The sequence below is a fragment of the Desulfosporomusa polytropa genome, assembly GCF_055380075.1.
The window spans coordinates 3760846-3781412 of sequence record NZ_AP042400.1 but is presented as its reverse complement, the minus strand read 5'-3'; the positions used below and the strand labels follow the sequence as shown (position 1 = coordinate 3781412).

The 20567-nt window shown below is 43.1% G+C and carries 17 protein-coding genes; 15 read left to right on the top strand and 2 right to left on the bottom strand.

The features are described 5' to 3' along the window. Window positions 1–17 precede the first annotated feature (17 nt). The gene (locus tag ACZ449_RS19345) at window positions 18–323 is read left to right on the top strand and encodes a zinc-ribbon domain containing protein (protein WP_464257692.1); all 306 of its coding nucleotides are present in this window, start codon (window positions 18–20) and stop codon (window positions 321–323) included. A gap of 609 nt (window positions 324–932) precedes the next feature. After that, window positions 933–1496, top strand: coding sequence for an SGNH/GDSL hydrolase family protein (locus ACZ449_RS19340; protein WP_464257691.1), 564 nt, complete (start codon window positions 933–935; stop codon window positions 1494–1496). A gap of 8 nt (window positions 1497–1504) precedes the next feature. On the opposite strand, the gene rnhA is transcribed toward ACZ449_RS19340, so the two are convergent. Then, on the bottom strand, window positions 1505–2239 hold the full coding sequence (gene rnhA, locus ACZ449_RS19335) for a ribonuclease HI (protein WP_464257690.1): 735 nt from the start codon (window positions 2237–2239) through the stop codon (window positions 1505–1507). 208 nt (window positions 2240–2447) lie between these two features. On the opposite strand from rnhA, the gene ACZ449_RS19330 reads away from it, so the two are divergent. The 7 genes from ACZ449_RS19330 (at window position 2448) to asrC (ending at window position 10131) form a co-directional block, all read left to right on the top strand. Beyond that, entirely contained in the window at window positions 2448–3416 is a 969-nt protein-coding gene (locus tag ACZ449_RS19330; RefSeq protein ID WP_464257689.1) for a TAXI family TRAP transporter solute-binding subunit, read from the top strand. Window positions 3417–3514: 98 nt separating this feature from the next. After that, window positions 3515–3991 (top strand): DUF1850 domain-containing protein, encoded by a 477-nt coding sequence (locus tag ACZ449_RS19325; protein WP_464261905.1) that lies wholly within the window; start codon window positions 3515–3517, stop codon window positions 3989–3991. Between the two features lie 32 nt (window positions 3992–4023). Further along, on the top strand, window positions 4024–5964 hold the full coding sequence (locus ACZ449_RS19320) for a TRAP transporter permease (RefSeq protein ID WP_464257688.1): 1941 nt from the start codon (window positions 4024–4026) through the stop codon (window positions 5962–5964). A 138-nt stretch (window positions 5965–6102) separates the two neighbouring features. Further along, window positions 6103–7182, top strand: coding sequence for a Gfo/Idh/MocA family protein (locus tag ACZ449_RS19315; RefSeq protein ID WP_464257687.1), 1080 nt, complete (start codon window positions 6103–6105; stop codon window positions 7180–7182). Between the two features lie 165 nt (window positions 7183–7347). Further along, entirely contained in the window at window positions 7348–8370 is a 1023-nt protein-coding gene (asrA, locus tag ACZ449_RS19310; RefSeq protein WP_464257686.1) for an anaerobic sulfite reductase subunit AsrA, read from the top strand. Continuing rightward, window positions 8357–9151, top strand: coding sequence for an anaerobic sulfite reductase subunit AsrB (gene asrB, locus ACZ449_RS19305; RefSeq protein WP_464257685.1), 795 nt, complete (start codon window positions 8357–8359; stop codon window positions 9149–9151). The genes asrA and asrB overlap by 14 nt, the downstream gene beginning before the upstream one ends. Window positions 9152–9168: 17 nt before the next feature. Continuing rightward, on the top strand, window positions 9169–10131 hold the full coding sequence (gene asrC / locus ACZ449_RS19300; protein ID WP_464257684.1) for a sulfite reductase subunit C: 963 nt from the start codon (window positions 9169–9171) through the stop codon (window positions 10129–10131). A gap of 44 nt (window positions 10132–10175) precedes the next feature. Here asrC and ACZ449_RS19295 read toward each other — a convergent pair whose 3' ends face one another. After that, the gene (locus ACZ449_RS19295) at window positions 10176–10430 is read right to left on the bottom strand and encodes a hypothetical protein (RefSeq protein WP_464257683.1); all 255 of its coding nucleotides are present in this window, start codon (window positions 10428–10430) and stop codon (window positions 10176–10178) included. A 477-nt stretch (window positions 10431–10907) separates the two neighbouring features. Between ACZ449_RS19295 and ACZ449_RS19290 the strand changes: the two genes are divergently transcribed. The 6 genes from ACZ449_RS19290 to ACZ449_RS19265 all read left to right on the top strand — a co-directional run bounded on the left by ACZ449_RS19290 (window position 10908) and on the right by ACZ449_RS19265 (window position 20449). Next, entirely contained in the window at window positions 10908–13295 is a 2388-nt protein-coding gene (locus tag ACZ449_RS19290) for a CheR family methyltransferase (RefSeq protein ID WP_464257682.1), read from the top strand. 100 nt (window positions 13296–13395) lie between these two features. Beyond that, a complete protein-coding gene (locus ACZ449_RS19285) occupies window positions 13396–14616 on the top strand; it encodes a two-component system sensor histidine kinase NtrB (protein ID WP_464257681.1) in 1221 nt (406 codons plus the stop codon). Window positions 14617–14721: 105 nt separating this feature from the next. Next, complete coding sequence (locus tag ACZ449_RS19280; RefSeq protein WP_464257680.1) at window positions 14722–15303, top strand: hypothetical protein; 582 nt, start codon at window positions 14722–14724, stop codon at window positions 15301–15303. 173 nt (window positions 15304–15476) lie between these two features. Then, the gene (locus ACZ449_RS19275; protein WP_464257679.1) at window positions 15477–16136 is read left to right on the top strand and encodes a TetR/AcrR family transcriptional regulator; all 660 of its coding nucleotides are present in this window, start codon (window positions 15477–15479) and stop codon (window positions 16134–16136) included. A gap of 30 nt (window positions 16137–16166) precedes the next feature. Next, on the top strand, window positions 16167–17300 hold the full coding sequence (locus ACZ449_RS19270; protein ID WP_464257678.1) for an efflux RND transporter periplasmic adaptor subunit: 1134 nt from the start codon (window positions 16167–16169) through the stop codon (window positions 17298–17300). Between the two features lie 14 nt (window positions 17301–17314). Further along, window positions 17315–20449 carry an efflux RND transporter permease subunit gene (locus ACZ449_RS19265; RefSeq protein ID WP_464257677.1) on the top strand — a complete coding sequence of 1045 codons (3135 nt, stop codon included), beginning with the start codon at window positions 17315–17317 and terminating at the stop codon, window positions 20447–20449. Window positions 20450–20567: the final 118 nt, after the last annotated feature.

Sequence of the window (20567 nt, the reverse complement as noted above, 5' to 3'; positions counted from 1 at the left end):
GGAGGCTATATATTATTATGGCAGAAGACAAAACTTTAACTTGCCGCGATTGCGGTGCGGAATTCACTTTCTCAGCATCAGAACAAGATTTTTTTGCAGAGAAAGGCTTCACTAACGAACCAGGCCGTTGCCCTGATTGCAGAGCAGCTCGTAAACAACAAAACCGTGGTGGTTTTAGTGGTGGCCGCAGCTCTAACTTCCAACAACGTGAGATGTATGATGCAACTTGCGCGGAATGTGGCGTACAAACCCAAGTTCCTTTCCGTCCAAGTGGTGATCGTCCTGTATATTGCAGAGACTGTTTCCAAAGCAACAAACGCTAAAGTAAATAAAATGCTCCAGTCATTTGACTGGAGCATTTTTTTATGTACATCAACGATTATGTAGCCTTTTCTCAAGAAAAGAGGTGAATATAGCAAACGAATCAGGGGCAGTATAAAAAAGTTGCATAACAACACTTATTATGTTATTATCTAAATAAGCACCATCCCTATAGCGACCTAGATTCAACCAAGTATTGCAGAGGTAGAAACTTTCAGTTTCCGTTATTGCAAGAGGTTAGTATATCTGGCTCAGGATAGTGTTTTTTGTTTACCCGTCAGTGTCTTTAGTCTTCTAACCCTAAGTATTGAATTTAAGTAAGTGACTGTTTGAAACAAGTTTTTTCATCTGGTTTGTAGTGATCCATCTTGTCTATCTGGTATATATCACAGAGTACAGCGAATCAATTTAGTAAGTTTGGAACAGGTTGTTTGAGATTGTCGTGTATAGTTTAATGCTATAGGGATGGTGCGAGTAATAGGTAGGAAGGTTAATCTTCCTACCTATTTTATATTCTCCGAGAATGGGAAAATATTACTTTTAGCAGGACTTTGACTTTTGACAGGTGATACTTTTATAATTATGAGTATCACATGCATAAAGGAGAAAAAATGTGTCAAATTTTAAAAAAAATAGTAGCTATAGGTGATTCGATTACATATGGTTTTCCCTATTTGCAATGCTCGTCATGGGTTCATTTGGTCAGTGAAGAGTTGGGCTTTCCAATAGTCAACAAAGGTGTAAACGGCGATACTAGTTCACAAATGTTGAAACGGTTTGACCTTGACGTTATCAGTATTTTGCCATCACATGTAATTATAATGGGTGGTACTAACGATGCTTGCGCCAGAGTTGAGGCTGAGAAAGTATATGATAATATTCGTTATATGGTAGAAATGGCTTTACAATATGGGATAACACCGATAATTGGGCTACCAATACCTTGCAATTATCCCCAAGATGAATATATTCTCGGTCTATATCGCGAAGATATGCGGGAGTATGCACTTACGAATGATTTATATGTGATTGATTTTTATACAGCCTTTTTAAAATATGAAAGCAAGCAGCCACAAGTAAAATTTTACGCAGATATGTTACATCCTAATGAGCGAGGCTATAAGGTTATGGCAGGGCTTGCTGTTAAAGTATTACAAACTTATCTAAAAATCTAGAAGAAAAATTAGTACTTAGGCTTTGATTTAGATTTCCAACCCATTTTTTCGGCTTCATTCATTGCAGCACCTACTGCTAGTTCATCACAACGTTCATTCATCGGGTTGCCATGATGGCCTTTAACCCAGTTCCAAACTACCTTGTGAAAACTATTTAGCTGGTCCAGCTCTTGCCAGAGTTCTTTGTTGAGAACCGGGCTGCCGGCCTTGGTTATCCAGCCGTTTCGCTTCCAGTTTTCCACCCAGCCTTCAGCGAGTCCCTTGCGCAAGTATTGGCTATCTGTATGGAGAATAATACTGGTCGGCTTATCAAAAAAACGGAGTGCTTCAATGGCAGCCTTCATTTCCATACGGTTGTTGGTGGTTGATGGCTCTGATCCAGCGATTTCCTTGACTAACGTGCCAAGCTGGATAACTGTGGCGTACCCACCAGGACCACCAGGATTTTTCAGGCAAGAACCGTCAGTATAAATAATGACGCTGTCATCATCATAGGTTCTTTGCTTTTGCGGTGGAACAGGAGACGGACTTGTTTTGGCGGTTTTGGCTTTTGCTGGCTTTGAAGGTAGCGGGGTATTGCGCGGTGGCAGGGCACCAGTGAGGAATTCTTTAGCTTCGCTCTCGGTGGCAAAGCCCTTATAAGCAGCTTTGGGGTAGCCATCTACCTGCTCCTTGCATTCGTCCCAGGTCCGATAGATTCCAGGAACACGTCCTGTTTTTACAGCGTAGAAATGTTTAGCCATACTATCTCCTTTCAAGGTTTGGAGTTTATTTATCATTATATGTTTAATAAGCGGGTATGTCCAAAACAAGATATAAAAATAAAAAAAACAATATACATAATCGTCAATAGCAGGAAAGTGAAATTAAAAATGGAATATACAGAAAATAGTGGGGCCTGGACTGTGACCTTTACTTTCCAGGTTTTATAATAGTTGAAGGGGGTTAAATATGAAAAAGATCGTTATGGTTATTATGGCTTCAATGCTAGTAATGAGTTTACTGGCAGGTTGTGGCGGACAAAAATCAGCTGATCAGAAAGCTCCAGAGAAAAAGTTTATTAATATTGCGACAGGTGGTACAGCTGGGGTTTACTATCCTCTTGGTGGTGCAATTGCTGAAATACTGAACAAAAATGTTCCAGGGGCTAACGCTACAGCTCAAAGTACAGGAGCATCGGTAGCCAACATTAATATGCTCAAAGATGGTAAAGTCGAATTAGCTATGGTACAGAATGACACCGCGTATTATGCTTTTAAAGGCATCGAAATGTTCAAAGATAAACAAGTTGCTAATATGAGAGGTGTGTCTACTCTTTATAATGAAACCATTCAGATCATTGTCATGGAAGACAGCCCGATTAAAAGCATTAATGATTTGAAGGGTAAGAAAGTGGCTGTTGGCTCAATTGGTAGTGGAACTGAGGCTAATGCTCGTCAAATATTAGAGGCCTATGGCCTTGCATATGCCGATCTAGATCCACAATATCTTTCTTTTGGCGAAGCTGCCAATGGTTTAAAAGACGGTAATGTTGATGCTGCCTTTGTAACAGCAGGTGCTCCGACTGCGGCGATACAAGATATTGCGTTTCAAAAGAAGGTTAGATTGATTCCGGTAGAGGCTGATAAAGCAGAGGCTTTGATCAAAAAATATCCTTTTTATGCTAAACAGTTAGTAAAAGCAAATACCTATCCTGGGCAAGCAACAGATATTGCAACTGTAGCAGTGAAAGCCATGTTAGTCGTTCCTGAGAGCATGGACGCTGAAACTGTTTACCAAATAACAAAAGCAATTTATGGTAACACTGACCGTCTAAAAGCCGCTCATAAGTTAGGTGAAGGTATTACTAAAGAAAGTGCTTTGGAAGGTATGCCAATTCCTGTTCATCCTGGTGCGGAGAAATTCTTTAAAGAAAAATAAGATGTAGGAGCAAATAAAATGCCGGGATTACTTTAGGGGTACCTGGCATTTTATCCAATATTATGGTAAAGAAAGTAAGTAGGCAAAAAAAAGTGCTTATGACTGTTTTTTGTTTGCTGATCGGTATGGTACTTTATTGGTGGTTTCTGCCACTAAGGATCGTGATAGCGACAGAGTCGGGGATTGCACTTTCCTTGCCTACCTATCCAGAAGATACGTTTAGTATAAGATTTACTCACTCGGTTCATAAAACACCAGTGTGGGAAAATTTTGTTGTTAGAGGAGTAGATGATCTTACTCTTACATCAACAGAATATCGGTCCTATGGTGTTGGGATGCCTTCGTTACCTTCTGAAGGTATATTTACTCAACTCGGAGATCGGTTTATATTAACAAATTTGAATCGTCCTTTTAAGCAAATACCAGTAAGGGTAGGTCCGGAGGCAAAATTATCTTTTATTCATCAGGAACAGGAATACCCTCTGTACCAATGGTTTGATGCGGGGACGTTGGTGACTGTGCGTATCAACTATGATTACTGGTGGTTTGTTTCGTGTATGTTTAATCAAAAATAGTAATAGTCTGGCATAACTAAGGAGTGAGTAAATTGGCGGTTGAAGAAGAACATAAACAGTTTGATGCAGATGAACTACTTAAAGAATTTGATTCAGAGGCTGATAAGCGAGTCCTAACAGGTTTTGTTGGTAAGGTTGTATCGGCCATTGCAATTTGTTTTACGCTCTTTCAGTTATATACTGCTTTTTTTGGCGTTCTTGATGCTCAATTACAGCGGGCCGTCCATTTGAGTTTTGGTATGGGTCTGATTTTTTTATTGTACCCTAGTCGCCATAATTGGTCGCGGACAAGTATACATCCCTTTGATTTATTATTAGCTATTGTTGGGGCAGCAGTGCCTATGTATGTTGTTGTGACATATCATCAACTGGTATTGCGCGCGGGAACGGTGACTACCCTTGATTATGTAATTGGCGGTATTGGAATTGTAATGGTAATCGAAGGCTGCCGCAGAGTTGTAGGCAAGCCAATGGTTATTGTTGCGTTAGGTTTTATAGCATATGCTTTTGCGGGGCCTTATCTTCCCAATATTTTAGCTCATCGGGGCGTTAGTCCCTCAGATTTAGTTGCACATTTGTATTTTACAACAGAAGGTGTTTTTGGGATTCCGCTGGGTGTTTCATCGACGTTTATCTTTCTGTTCATCTTATTTGGAGCTTATTTAGAGTCAACCGGCTTGGGTAAATTTTTTATTGATATTGCTAATTCTATTGCTGGTTGGGCCAGTGGTGGCCCGGCAAAAGTTACTGTTTTGGCTAGTGGTATGATGGGGACAATATCAGGCAGTTCAGTAGCAAATGTTGTGGGTGTTGGTAGTTTCACCATCCCCATGATGAAAAAATTGGGTTATGAAAAGGAATTTGCAGGTGGCGTTGAAGCTGCCGGGTCTACAGGTGGTCAACTTATGCCGCCAATAATGGGTGCTGCCGCTTTTCTCATGGCTGAGTTTATTGGAATTCCTTATCTTGATGTAGTCAAAGCAGCAGTCATACCAGCACTTTTATATTACACCGGAATTTGGATTGCGGTTCATCTTGAAGCCAAACGAAAAGGCTTAAAGGGTATTCCCCGCAATCAGTTACCAAAACTTAAAGAGGTTTTTACCAATCGTGGGCATCTTGCGTTACCCTTAATTGCAATTCTATATTTGCTTGTGGATGGGCAGACGCCAACCAAAGCGGCTCTGTGGGGAATTGTTATTGCCATTCTTGCAAGTGCATTGCGTAAATCAACTCGCATGAAGCCGGGTCAACTGATTGAAGGACTAGAAAAAGGTGCCAAAGGTGTTCTAGGTGTACTTGTTGCCTGCGCTACCGCTGGCATTATTATTGGTGTTGTGACAAAAACTGGTGTAGGTCTAAAACTTGCAGGTGGACTCATTGAGTTAGCTGGTGGTATGCTACTCCCGGTCATGTTTTTCACAATGATTACTTCCCTCATTTTGGGGATGGGTGTGCCGACGACAGCAAATTATGTTATTACAGCAACTATTGCTGCACCAGCATTAATACAATTGGGTGTTCCGATTATCGCTGCCCACATGTTTGTATTTTACTTTGGTATCATTGCTGATATTACGCCTCCTGTTGCGTTGGCCGCTTATGCGGCATCAGGCATATCTGGTGGCAATCCCATGAAAACAGGGATTACGGCATCAAAACTAGCGATAGCAGCTTTCATAGTTCCCTATATGTTTGTTTACGCACCAGTGCTATTGATGGTTAAAGCTACTCCAGTAGAAGTTACTATGGCTGCTATTTCTGCAGTAATAGGGATGTTTGGCTTGGGGGTAGCGATGATTGGTTATTGGTATACAGAAGTAAGTGGGATAGTGAGAGTCATATCTTTCATCGGCGGATTAATGCTGATTGAACCAGGTTTGATAACTGACATCATTGGTATTGTGATACTTGTTGGCCTTTATTTTATCCAACGCAATAAGTCAAATGCACAGAAAAATCCTGCTACGTAGTTGGATTGAGTAAAGTCGTCTAAGCTAAATGTTACTGATTATGCCCTGCAGTTTATTGACGAATAAGCTGCAGGGCATTTGTAATCAGGTAATCAGGGGATGCTATGATTACCTGAGTATTCTTGAAAGAGGTGTAACATGAGTAAGGTAAAGTTTGCAATAGTAGGGACCGGCTCAATTGTCCCTATCCATGCCCAGGCAATTTCAAGTATAGAAGATGCCGCGGTAGTCGCAATTTTTGGTCGTTCTGCCGCGAAAGCGCAAGAAATTGCCGGCGAATTTAATTGTGATTGCTACAATGACTATCAGGCAATGCTGAAGAGAAGCGATATTGATGCCGTATCGATTTGTACACCTAATGGGCTGCATGCAGAGTTGGGGATTCAAGCAGCGTTGGCAGGTAAGCATGTTGTTATCGAGAAACCAATTGATATTACCTTAGAAAAGGCAGATGCGCTGATTGAAACCTGCCAGAAACAAGGGGTTAAATTGGGAGTTATATTCCAACGGCGCTATAGTGATGGTGTTATCGCGTTAAAGAATTTACTCGAACAGGGAAAATTGGGGAAATTAATTTTCGGCGGTTGTTATATTAAATTATATCGGAGCCAGGAATATTATAATAGTGGTGCGTGGCGAGGAACATGGGCTATGGACGGTGGTGGTGTTCTAATGAACCAAGGTATCCATTATATTGACATGCTGCAGTATCTCGCAGGCGCGGTCGCTGAAGTTACCAGTCATTGTGGAACGTTTGGGCATACAGGGCTGGAAGTAGAGGATACCGCTTCAGCTGCCATCAAGTTTCGATCTGGGGCGTTGGGCGTAATTGAAGGGACTACCTGCGCCTACCCGGGCTTGGTTTCGCGTATCGACATCTACGGAACAGAAGGGAGCGCAGTCCTTGAAAATGAAGTACTTACTACTGTTCAATTAAAATCGGGTTATGAATATAAAGCAGGAAGTACTACTGAAAACGCTGGAGTGAGCAGTCCAGCTATTTCGTACGAATGCCATCGGCGCCAATTTCAGGAGATAATCACCGCCTTGAAAAATAATAGGGAATCGTCAATCAACGGCGTAGAAGGACGGAAATCTCTAGAAGTGATACTGGCTATTTATCAATCTGCCTTTATCGGGAAACGAGTGACGCTGCCACTGGCAGATAGTTTATTTTTGCAAGAATTGGCTAAATCAGGTGGATTCAACAGGAGATAGATTTACTTTGATACCAGGCCGTGCTAAACTTCCAAAATATTTTAAGCTGCCGTGATTTCAGTCACGGCAGTATTTTTTGTATGATTATACAATTAGATTGTTAAATATTGCACAAGCTCGTATCGTTATTCCATACTACATCAATCAAAAGAAAGAGGTGTAAACATGGGTTATTGCTTAGAGAAAGCGGGATTTAATCAAGTATTACAGGAATTGTCACAAGAATATGTTGTTTATGCTCCCAAGCTGTTTAAGAATGGAGGTGGTTTTTCAGATACAGATCGCATCCGTTATGGGGAAATCCATACAGTGGAAGAAATCATTTTTGACCGCAAATCAGAGTATTCCTTTAAAGAGGAATTGCTGCCACTGTCACAGACTTTGTTTTTCTTTACCGAAGCTGTGGTAAAAGAAGCTGACCTACCCCAAAAGGGGGCAGTTATCCTATTGCGCAGTTGTGATCTGCACGCAGTCAAACGGCTGGATACCATCTATCTTAAAAATGGCAGTGAAGATTACTATTATAAGCGGTTGCGGGATAAAGTGAAATTTATTCTGATTGGCTGTCAGCACTCGTTTGAAAACTGTTTCTGTGTCGACATGGGAACAAACCAAACCGACGCCTATGATGCTTATCTTGAAATGAAGAATGGCAAGGTATATATGGACAATCATAATGACGCGTGGGAAGCAGCCTTGGCTGCGCACAGCACAGAAGTAACCGCTGTAATTCCCGCATATGTAACTGAAACTGAAACCCGCGTCCATATTCCAGAGGGGATCACGCTAGATGTGATGCACGCAAAAATGTGGGATGAGTATGACAGCCGCTGTATTAACTGTGGTCGCTGTAATTTCGTCTGCCCCACCTGTACCTGCTTTACCATGCACGACATCTTTTACACCGATAACGGCAAAATTGGCGAGCGGCGTCGGGTAGGGGCATCCTGTATGGTGGATGGATTTACTGAGGTTGCTGGCGGCGGTTGTTACCGCAAAAAAAATGGACAAAGAATGCGCTTTAAAGTATTGCACAAAGTGTATGATTTTAAAAAACGTAACGGCTATCATATGTGTGTAGGCTGCGGACGCTGTGATGATATTTGCCCTGAGTATATATCGTTTTCTAATTCTATAAATAAACTGGCTGAGGCTAGTAAGGAGGTGGCGACAAATGCTGGCAAATGAGTACCTTCCTTTTTTGTCCGAGATTAAGGAGGTTATCAAGCACACAGATATTGAATATACGTTTCGCCTTACTTATAAAGGGGATGTGAAGCCAGGCCAGTTTTTTGAAGTTTCCATTCCCAAGTATGGCGAAGCGCCCATTTCAGTCAGCGGTATCGGTGACGATACCGTGGATTTGACTATTCGCCGGGTGGGTAAGGTTACTAATGAGATTTTTGAGCGGTATGTTGGCGATAAACTGTTTATGCGCGGTCCTTATGGCAACGGTTTTGATGTTAGCAACTATAAGGGCAAAGAGATTGTCGTAATTGCTGGAGGAACAGGCCTTTCTCCGGTAAAAGGTGTTGTAGACTATTTTTGCAGCCACAGCGAAGAAACACAAGGTATGACGTTGGTAGCAGGCTTTAAGACGCCACAGGATATTTTATTTATGGATGATTTCGGGCGTTGGAAGCAAAGCATGGAGGTCATTCTGACAGTAGATTGTGCGGAAAATGATACTGTCTGTCAGATTGGTTTGGTCACTCAATATATCCCCCAACTGAACCTCAAAAATGTGAGTGAGGCGGTTGCCATTGTGGTTGGGCCGCCAATGATGATGAAATTCACTACCCAAGGCTTGCTGGCGCGAGGTTTTCGCGAGGAAAATATTTGGATTTCTCATGAACGGAAAATGTGCTGTGGCATCGGAAAATGCGGTCATTGTAAAATTGATGATACCTATGTCTGTCTAGATGGGCCTGTATTTAATTATGTAAAAGGCTGTCGGCTGCTTGATTAGAAGGGAGGTATGAAAATATGGATGTCAATACCAAAAAACTAAAGAAAAATGCCTTTCGCGTAACAAAACACAGAGGTTTGACTGCTTCTCGGATTCGTGTTCCTGGGGGATTTCTGGAAGCAAAATATCTAGGGATGATTCAAAATATAGCAGAAACCTATGGTAACGGCATTGTCACTATTACGACAAGGCAGGGCTTTGAACTTCCTGGTATCAAATTTGAAGATATGCCCAAGGTTAATGAGCTGCTTCAACCGATTATCGCGGGATTGGATATTAACCAAGAGATTGCGGGACAAGGCTATACTGCTTCAGGTACAAGAAATGTTATGGCCTGTGTAGGAAATAATGTATGCCCCTATGCCTGTTATAACACTTCGGCCTTTGCGAAGCGGATTGAAAAAGCAATCTTCCCCAATGATCTGCATTTTAAGGTGGCGCTTACTGGTTGTCCTAATGATTGCGCAAAGGTAAGAATGCATGATTTCGGGATTATGGGTATGACCTTGCCTAATTATGACACAGATCGCTGTGTAAGTTGCGGGGCCTGTGTGAAAGCTTGTACCAGAAAGTCAGTAAGTGCTTTGGAGACGGTAAATTACAAGGTAGTGCGTGACGCCAAGAAATGTATCGGGTGTGGCGAGTGTGTGCTGAATTGCCCAACCGGAGCATGGGCGCGCAGTCATGAAAAATATTTCCGATTAACTCTTTTTGGCCGAACCGGCAAGAAGAATCCGCGGTTGGGCGAAGACTTCATCAAGTGGGCAGATGAAGACAGTATTACTAAAATCATTTGTAATACCTATGACTATGTAAAAAATTACATTGATCCGTCTGCTCCCGGTGGTAAGGAGCATATTGGATACATTGTGGATCGAACTGGTTTTGAAGAATTCAAAAGATGGGCGCTCAAAGAGGTTCATCTCCCGGCAAAAGCAGAAATATCCACCCCGATTTATTGGAAAGGTATTAGCTATTGATGCAGTTGTACAATACTCTGAATAGCTAAGCAGTTGTTTGTTTCTTAAACGATCCTGCCTGCATTCATGATTATAAACACGTCAAATATATCTTTAAGGTCGCTTGGCACAGCGGTATTATGCCGAACGCCGACACCATTTAAAGCGGAAGCTAATGCAGCTTGAAAACGGGGTGTTAATAAAACATCAGGATTAGGAGAAACTATGGCACTAAGATTGGTATATAAAAAAACCTCAAGCTCGTCGCGAATATCAGGAGGAAGTATAGTCTCTGATCGAGAAAGGGAGACTTTGCTCATAATGACACCTCATCTATCTATATATTCCGGAGTAAAGAAGTTTGCAGGCGCAGGTAGGTGATGCATTGACAATACACCACCTACCTGCAAAAGTCGTTAACATGTTGTATATAGATAGTATATTCGACTAACTTGTTTGTGTGACAAATGTTAAAATATTTTACTCCACCGCAGGCAACAGTAGTACACGTTTTTTTACCAGGTTTAAAGGCTTCTGAGGTTTTTTCTTCAGGAGCCTTTTATAGTGCTTGGCAGGAAAAATAGTTTATGGGACAGAAATGTTGTTGTGATAGCATAAAAATGTATTTAGTAAAATATATTTTTAGCTTCAGATAATACTGTTAGCTTTTCGGCAGGAAACTCATAGATCAGAACAGAATGTTTCGTAAAAATATCCATTTATGTATTTTTTATTGGTTATTATTACTGCAAGAGTGGAGCATATTGTCATCGCTATTTTTTAAGGAGAGAAAAATATTGGACGAGAATAATTCCGACGGCAAAATCCATAACCAGCAATTAAGTAAGCAATCTTCGATAATAGAAGACATCGCGCTGTTCCCGGACGAAGACGACGCACTTAATCAGATTATTGCCTTGTTACGCAAAGCCAGCGGCATTAATTTCGCCGAATATAAGCAGCTAACGATAAAGCGACGTATCAGGCGCCGAATGGGGCTGCTCAAGCTAGACACTCTTGACAATTATCTGGATTATCTACGGCAAAATAGTGCGGAGGTTGCTGCTCTTCAGCAAGATATGCTGATCAATGTCACACAATTTTTTCGTGAGCCCCAAGCATTCGAGACCTTGAAAAATGTGATTTTCCCATCAGTCATAAGTGCCGCCGCAGCCAACTTGCCCATTAGGCTGTGGGTGCCAGGCTGTTCAACTGGCGAGGAAGCGTATTCATTGGCCATTTCTTTGCTGGAATTTTTGGAGGAGAGCAATATCGATAAGCGAATCCAGATTTTTGCTACCGATATTAATGAAGCAGTTATAGAAAAAGCCCGGGCAGGAATTTACCCTAAGACGATTATGAGCGATGTTTCTCTGATAAGGCTCAGCCGTTTCTTTGTTGAGATGGAACAGGGCTATCAGGTCAGTAAGAAAATTCGTGATATCTGTGTATTTGCTAGGCAGGATATCGGGCAAGACCCACCTATCTCCCGGGTGGATATCGTCAGCTGCCGCAATGTGATGATCTATTTTGGGTCGGTATTGCATAAACGAATATTTCCGATTTTTCACTATGCATTGAATCCCAATGGATTTTTGATTTTGGGTGCGTCAGAGTCTATCGGTGTATTTGCCGATTTGTTTGACTTGGTGAATAAAAAGTATAGGATTTACACAAAGAAATCGGTAGCCTCTCCAATAGTGTTTGATTTTTCGTCTGCAGAGCAGGCGGCATCACTGCAAAATAGTAATAGGGATGAGGTGGACGGCTTGCGCAATGGCTCCTGGATGAATGTGCAAAAAGAGGCGGACCGGATCGTTCTCAGCAAATATGCCCCGCCAGGCGTCATTATCAACAGTCAACTGGATATTATCCAGTTCCGGGGCCGTACAGGCGTCTATCTTGAACCGGCCTCAGGAATGCCAAGCGTAAATCTGCTGAAGATGGCACGGGACGGTTTGTTTGCCGGACTGCGATCTGCTATCAACCAGGCCAAAAAGGAAAATACACTGGTCAAGAAGGATGGTTTGCATGTTCTCAAGGATGGCAATTCGTTTCCGGTCAATGTTGAGGTTGTTCCTCTCAATGGGGCCTTTCGGAAAAACGAATATTTCCTAGTGTTATTCAAGGATGTTGTAGCACAAACTCTGCCTGGCTGTATAGCTGACAGTAGTATTGCGATTGCGGCTCAAAAGGTTTTCCATCAAAAAAGAGCTGCCGATGAGGTTTTGCGCCTGCAACAGGAAGTCGCCGCCACGAAGGAATACCTGCAGTCGATCATCGACCAGCATGAATCAGCCAACGAGGACCTCCGGTATGCGCACGAGGAAGTACAATCAAGCAATGAGGAATTGCAGAGCATGAATGAAGAAATGGAGACCGCCAAAGAGGAACTCCAGTCGACCAATGAAGAGTTGATGACCCTAAACGAAGAACTGGAAACCCGCAATCAGGAATTAAACCACGTCAACAATGATATGCTTAATCTATTTCGTAGTATCAAACTCCCGGTGCTAATACTCAGCAGTGAGTTGCGTATTAGGCGTTTCAATTTACCTGCAGGAAAGGTATTCAACTTGATTAGTACCGATGTCGGACGACCAATTAGCAATATTAAACCTAATATTGATATTCCTGATTTGGAGCAAACCAGCCTTCAGGTAATTGATACGTTAAATAGTATAGAGCAAGAAGTCCAAGACCGCTGGGGGCAATGGTATTCTATGCGGATACGTCCCTATCGGACTACAGACAACAAAATTGATGGTGTTATTATCACTTTTGTTGATGTTGATGCCATTAAGAAAAGCATTAGAGATGTCCAAGCAGCCAGAGAGTATGCTAACGCTATTGTAGAAACAGTAAGACATCCTATGGTGCTTCTTGATGCCGATCTATGCCTGACAACAGCCAACAAGGCTTTTTGTGACACTTTTCGGATGACGCCAGGAGAGGTGCTGGGACAATCCATTTTCAAAATAAAAAATAGTCAGTGGAATCTACTTGAACTGCGCACCCGGTTGACTGAGCTTCTTGAGCAGAATAAGGAGTTCGGGGATTTTGCGGTTACTGGTGACTTCGCCAATAGCGGAATAGTAACCATAGTGATTAATGCCCGCCAGATTGTGAATTTGGGCGAGAATACCAAATCGATTCTGATGGTCATGGAAACCGTTGTTTCGTAGATAGGATACTGGGTAGGGGAAAAATAGACAAGAAAGCAGTAATACCAGGATATTCCAAACAGAACCAGGGAAACAATATGCCCGGTCAGGAGGAAGCTATATGACCAAACCAGATGCCGAAGGTACGCGGGGAAGCAGTGTTCTCGCGAAACCGCTCCTATCTTTGGCTGACGCCAGAACAGCTGAAATCGAGCGGCTAAAAGATGAATTGCAGGACCGGGAATTGGATCTGCAAATTCAGTGTCAGGCGATGCAAGAGACTTTGGGAGAGCTGGAAGAATCGCGCAACCGTTATGCTAGTCTTTATGATTTCGCGCCAGCCGGATATGTGACTTTTGACAAAAAGGGCTGTATCAGTGAGAGTAATCTTGCTGGGGCGGCGCTATTTGGCATGGAGCGACAGCGGTTGCTCGGTATGCCGATGGTTGCTTTTCTTGAAAAAGGCAGTTATAACCTTTTTTTTGACCATCTGCGGGCCTGCCGGCTAACTAGTAAAAAAGTTAGTAGCGAATTGAAAATTATAGCAAAAGACGCGTCAGCTATTTATGTTCAGCTTATTAGTATGCCATTGCCAGGCACCGACGGATATGGAGCAGAGTATCGGTCGATTATTACTGACATAACTGAACGCAAACTCATGGAACAAGAAATGTCTCGTATGGAAAGGCTAAATTTAATCGGGGAGATGGCGGCCGGTATTGCTCACGAGATTAGGAACCCACTGACGACGGTAAGGGGATTTTTGCAGTCTTTTTTACGGAAAAAGGAATTTACCAAGTTTGATTCGCAGCTTAATTTGATGATTACCGAATTGGACCGAGCCAATATTATCATTACAGAATATCTTTCCTTGGCTAGAAATAAGCTGCTTGATCAGTCGCAGCAAAGCTTAAATAAGATTGTCCAAGAATTGTTGCCCTTAATGGAGTCTGATGCCTTGATTCACGAACAATGGATTGTTACAGAATTAGCGGACGATATTCCTACATTGCTTCTAGATCCACAAGAAATGCGTCAACTTATCCTGAATTTTGTCAGGAACGGTTTAGAAGCTATGGTACCAGGAGGACAATTGACGATTGGTACATGTACAGATGCTGAACAGGTGATTTTATTTATTCAAGACCAGGGCTGTGGTATTCCGCCAGAAATTGAGCGGAAATTAGGCACACCTTTTGTAACGACTAAGGTAAATGGTACTGGACTGGGGTTACCGATATGTTTTAGTATTGCCAGCCGACATAATGCCAAAATAGAGGTTAAGACAGGCGGTTCAGGGACGACTTTTATGGTGAAATTCCCGCTGCGTAAGCTGCTGTGATATAATACAATTAAAAATGAATGGCGATTTTATTAAACATATATATTCCGAGGTAAAGAAGCTTGCAAAAGTCTTTAACACGTTGTATAGAAAAGGAGTGTTGTTATGCTAGTAGCGCCTACTCCGCCAACAAAACCCACGCCGCCTGTTGCGCCTACGCTTACTCCTCCGGCAAGTTCCCATACGGCGGCTGATCTTTCGCCAGCGGCTGCTGCTAATTCAAGCCAAAACTCGAGTAAGCCGGTGAGTACGGAATTATCAGGTACGGCTAAGAAGCTAGATGAATTGGGCAAGGCTTTTCAGGGAAAGCCGGTGCAGACTAAGACCGGCGACAAGACCGCGCCTGCTCCAACAACAATAAACAAAACAAATAGTATCCAGGCAGCGCCTGCTGCTAGTACTGATTCTCAGGCTGTTTCTGCACAAACAATCGTTCCTGATAAACCGCCAGTGGTGAATAGCAAACCGTCTGCTTTTAGCTATCTTCCCTTTATCGGGATAGTCGGAGTTATTGCCGTTATTTTAGTGGGTCTGCGTTTATATAAAAGGAAGACGAAACAACAGCGTACACTTATTGACTATTCAAAGCGAACAACCGCTGTAATGAATAAAGAGGGCCTAGATATTGTTGTAACGCCTCAGACGACAACACCTAAAGTGAAAAGCAACTTTGAAGTGCGAGTGTAGCCCGCTACGTGGTGGTGGGGCGTGCAAAGTTAAAATGAGAAACCTCCGAATTATCTGTCAGATAATCCGGGGGTTTTTTCGATTAAACCCGCATTTTTTCTGGCCTTATATGGTAGACAGGAAATATATAATATACTATAATTAAACTTACGTTTAAAATGTAAGTTTAAAAAATGAATTTAAAAATAAGCCGTGTTATGGGAAAGGATGTGAATATAACGAAAAAAGAGATATGTGCGGATAAGCCAACTGTTAATAGAATTATTGAAGCAGCCATTCCGTTATTTGCAACCAAGGGATTAGCCGCTGTTTCGGTCAAAGAGTTGGCTGATGCCGCCGGAGTTAATATTGCACTGATCTCTTATTATTTTGGCGGGAAAGATAATTTGTATGCGTTTGTATTAGAAAATCAATTGTCGATACTAAGAGAGGCCATTGATGCCATTAGCAAAGAAGAGATTTCAGCTGTTAAGAAACTACGATGCTTTGCTGATATATTGCTTGTCACTAATAAAAAAAATCCATACATAGATCGGTTATTTTTTACAGAAGTATTCAATCCAACCAACTATTTCGACAATTTAGTGAAAAGTGCTGCGCGGCATACACATCTTTTTTTGCAGGGTTGTATTGAAGACGCGCAAAGCAATGGCGAATTTAGAGCAGATATTGATTCAGGTCTTGCTGCCATTTCACTATTAAAAATATTGAACTTATGCTTTACGGCTCAGGATCTTTTTAAAGAATTGATGCCAAGCAAACAAGACATTGCTGCAGAATATATGTCACAGGCTATTGAAATCTATTTAACTGGCGTTGCAAAACGTCCTTAAATAATAGCAAAAATGGAGGGGAAAATAACGGTGAACAAAAAAAGTATTATATGTCTGCTTGTGCTATTTCTAATTGCAACAGCAGGCTGCAGTAAAAAACAAGTTGCCGGTCAGCCGAAAGAAGTGGCGGTCAAGGCTATGCAGGTTATTCAGCAGGATACGCCTGTTACATACGAATTTGTCGGCGAAATCGTAGCAAAAGATGAAGTCCAAATCAAACCACAAATCGCTGGCAATATTTCTCGAAAATTAATACGTGGCGGTGATACTGTTAGTGTCGGCCAACCGCTGTTTGAAATTGATCAGCGCAAATATGCAGCGTCAGTAGCTGATTCGCAGGCTCAGGTCGCGCAAGCGCAGGCTTCTTTAAGCAACATCCAACGCGATGTTGTGCGGTATCAGAGTTTAGCTGATCAAGGCGGTATTGCTGTTCAAACCTTGGATACGTCCAAGTCACAGGCCGAACAGGCGGCAGCGCAGGTAAGCGCATATCAGGCCAAATTAGACCAAGCTCAGAATGATTTGTCAGATACGGTAATTGTATCGCCGGTAAATGGCCGGATTGGGGTAAATGAGTTAAGTGTCGGCGATTATGTTCAGGCTGGCAGTACTGTTCTAGCAACTGTTTCTACCGTGGATCCGGTGCAAGTTCGCTTCAGCATGAGCGAAAATGAATATTTAAAATTTGCGCAAATGGGCAATTCGACTGATGCCTGGGGACAAAACCTTAAGATGATCCTCAGCAATGGAAGTGAATACCCAATTGCTGGTCACTTGGAACAAGTTGACAGAGGTCTGGCGAACCAAACAGGTACGCTTGCGATGAAAGCCGCTTTTGGCAATCCGCAGCACTTGCTGGTCCCAGGCATGTTTGCCAGGATTGTGGCCGTTGGCGAAACTCGGCGGGGAGCAATACTTATTCCGCAGCGTGCTGTTCAGGAATTGTTAGGTAAAACCTTTGTTACTGTCGCCGGTGCTAATAACGAAGCAGTGACTAAACCGGTAAAGGTAGGACCTAAAATTGGTAATCTGCAAATTATCGAAGAAGGCCTTACAGTCCAGGATATTGTTGTTGTGGAAGGGTTTGCGAAAACTCAGCCGGGAACACCGCTCAAAATTACCATGATCGGTCTTGACGATCTAATTATTCCAGGCGCGAAGTAGGGGGGGGCGGATTCATGGCAAAGTTTTTTATTAACCGTCCAATCTTCGCAATCGTTATATCCATACTTATTGTATTGGCAGGTGGTATTGCTGCTTATACCCTGCCAATTGCCCAATATCCGCAGATTACGCCGCCTCAGGTCAGTATTGGCACTACCTATACTGGTGCTAACGCCGATGTAGTGGAAAAAACGGTAGCTCAGGTCATTGAGCAACAGACCAATGGTGTAGAAGGCGCGGTTTCGATGACCTCCACCAGCGCTGATACAGGCAAGTATTCACTCACTGTTAAATTTGAATTGGGACAAAATCCCGATATGGTGACAATGTACACCCAAAATCGGGTGGCGCAGGCTAATGCCGGTCTGCCTCAGGATGTGCAAGTTTCTGGGGTAACAACCCGTAAGGTTTCACCTGACACAGCTGTGTATTTTAGCCTTGTTTCTCCCAATAGCAGTTATGACAGTGTGTTTCTCAAAAATTACGGTAGTATCAATGTCATTGATGACATCCGCCGAGTTAAAGGCGTAGGTGATGTTAGTGAATATGGTGCCGACTTTAGCATGCGTGTTTGGCTTAAGCCGGATAAACTGGCGCAGCTCGGAATTACGGCTGCTGACATTGCTAGTGCCATCAAAGAGCAAAATGTGCAGGCACCGGCTGGTACGATCGGCCAGCTTCCATCAGTACCAAAACAAGAGTTCCAATATACGGCCAGTGTTCAAGGCCGTCTGGTTACTGAAGATGATTTTAGGAAAATTATCATTCGCTCGCAACCCGATGGTTCGGCCATTCACTTAGGCGATATAGCCACAATTGAATTAGGTTCCAAAGATACTTCGTTTAAAAGTAGCTTTGACAGCAATGAGGCTGTTGTTTTTGCCGTCCAGCTAACAACAGAAGCTAACGCTCTAGAGACAGTGAAAGGTGTCCGGAAAGTCATTGAGGATGCGTCCAAGCGTTTTCCGCCAGACATGGAGTACCGTATCCTTACTGATAATACTAAATATATCACCGAGTCATTAGAGAAGGTATTCCATACTTTTCTGGAAGCTCTTGCGCTAGTACTGATTATTATGTATCTGTTCCTGCAAAATTGGCGGGCCACTTTGATTCCTATGCTGGCAGTGCCGGTTTCCTTGATAGGAACCTTTGCATCCTTTGTAATATTAGGATTTTCCATCAATACGCTGACTTTGTTTGCTATGGTGCTAGCTATCGGTTTGGTAGTTGACGATGCGATTGTCGTTGTGGAGGCCGTTGAGCACCATATGCGTCATACAGGTCTTAATCCGAAGGAAGCGACAATTCGGGCGATGGAAGAAGTATCTGGTCCGGTTATCGCTATTGCATTCGTACTTGCGTCTGTTTTTGTTCCAGTTGCCTTTTTCGGGGGAACGACAGGCGTTTTGTATAAACAATTTGCACTGACAATTGTCGTGTCTATGGCGCTGTCAGCGCTTGTGGCTTTAACATTGACACCAGCGCTATGCGCTCTGATCTTAAAGCCATATAATGGTGAAGAACGCCCCGGCCTGATCGGCAGATTTTTTAGCCGTTTCAACAATTGGTTTGATCATATGCTTGAAAAATACTCCAACGGTGTTCGGCGCTCGATTCGCCGGGCTGGTCTCTGGGGTGTAGGATTGGTAGTAATCGTCATTTTGTGTGGGAGCATGCTGAAAGTCATTCCTTCCACTTTTGTGCCTGATGAAGATCAGGGTTACCTATTATCTGTAGTTAGTTTACCTGAAGGGGCGAGCATGAACCGCACCACAGCGATTGCTAAGCAGGTTGGACAAATCTATCATACACTGCCTGGCGTAGAAACCACTGGGGAAATAGCCGGCTATGATGTTTTGGCCGGTGGACAAAAGCCAAATGGTGCGATGGTAATTGCCAGCATGAAACCATGGGGAGAGCGGACAACACCTGATACCCAGTTGAAAGCTGTTATTGGCCAAGCCATGGCTAAAGTAAGCAATATACCGGAAGCTACTGTTCTTGCTTTTAACCCACCTGCACTGCCAGGGATTGGTAGTGTCGGCGGTCTGACTTTTATGATTCAGGATAGAGGCGGCTCGACTATGGCGGAAATGGATGATGTATCTAAGCAATTCGTCGCGGCAGCCCGGAAGCGTCCGGAAATCAGCATGGCTCAATCAAGTTTTCGGGCTGATACGCCTTCTTATCGCTATGAAGTAGACCGCGAAAAAGCCAAAGCATTGGGCGTACCTGTTCAGGATATATTTACCGCATTACAAACCTTTTTGGGTGGTGTTCAGGTAAATGACTTTAACCGATTTGGCCGTACTTACAAGGTCATGTTGCAGGCGCAACCGGAATTCCGTTCTGATGTGGACGCCACTCGTTTCTTCTATGTGCGGAGTTCTTCCGGTACCATGGTGCCGCTTAATACGTTGGTAAAACCGGTTGCAACCAGTGGGCAGACACTGATCAAGCGGTTTAACGGTTACCCAGCTATGCAAATTAATGCGACCACGGCTCCGGGCTATAGCTCCGGTCAGGCAATGACGGCCCTGGAAGAGATAGCGGCTGAGGTATTGCCGCAAACCTTTACCTACGAATGGTCAGATTTAAGCCGTGAAGAAAAGGTTTCTGGCGGTCAGACGCCAATTATCTTCGGTTTTGCGTTGTTGTTTGCGTTCTTATGTTTGGCAGCTTTGTATGAAAGCTGGAATATCCCCTTCGCTGTACTCCTATCAGTTCCCACAGGAATTTTAGGGGCAACATTCCTCGTATATGCCCGAGGACTGGAAAATAGTGTTTACATGCAAATCGGTTTGGTTATGCTTATTGGTCTGGCAGCCAAAAATGCGATCTTGATCGTAGAATATGCCAAAGCCAGGACTGATAAAGGCATGGAACCAGTGCAGGCCGCGATTGAAGCGGCCAAGCTCAGGCTGCGGCCTATCCTGATGACTTCATTGGCTTTCATCTTAGGCTGTATTCCATTAGCAGTATCAACAGGCGCCGGTTCTGCCGCCCGTACAGCATTGGGCACAACCGTTGTTGGTGGTATGACGTTAGCTACTAGTCTGAGTATTTTCCTGGTTCCTGTATTGTTTGTTGTTATTGAATACGGGGCTGCTAAAATCAAGGGTTTTAAAATCAGCCGCAACGGTTGAACTACTTGTCAAAAACCGCGCAGAAATTAATTCTGTGCGGTTTTTATTTGCAATAAATGAGCGGAGCATCCTGGTTTCTAACGAAAATTTAATATTTTAACGGTAAAATAAATAACAG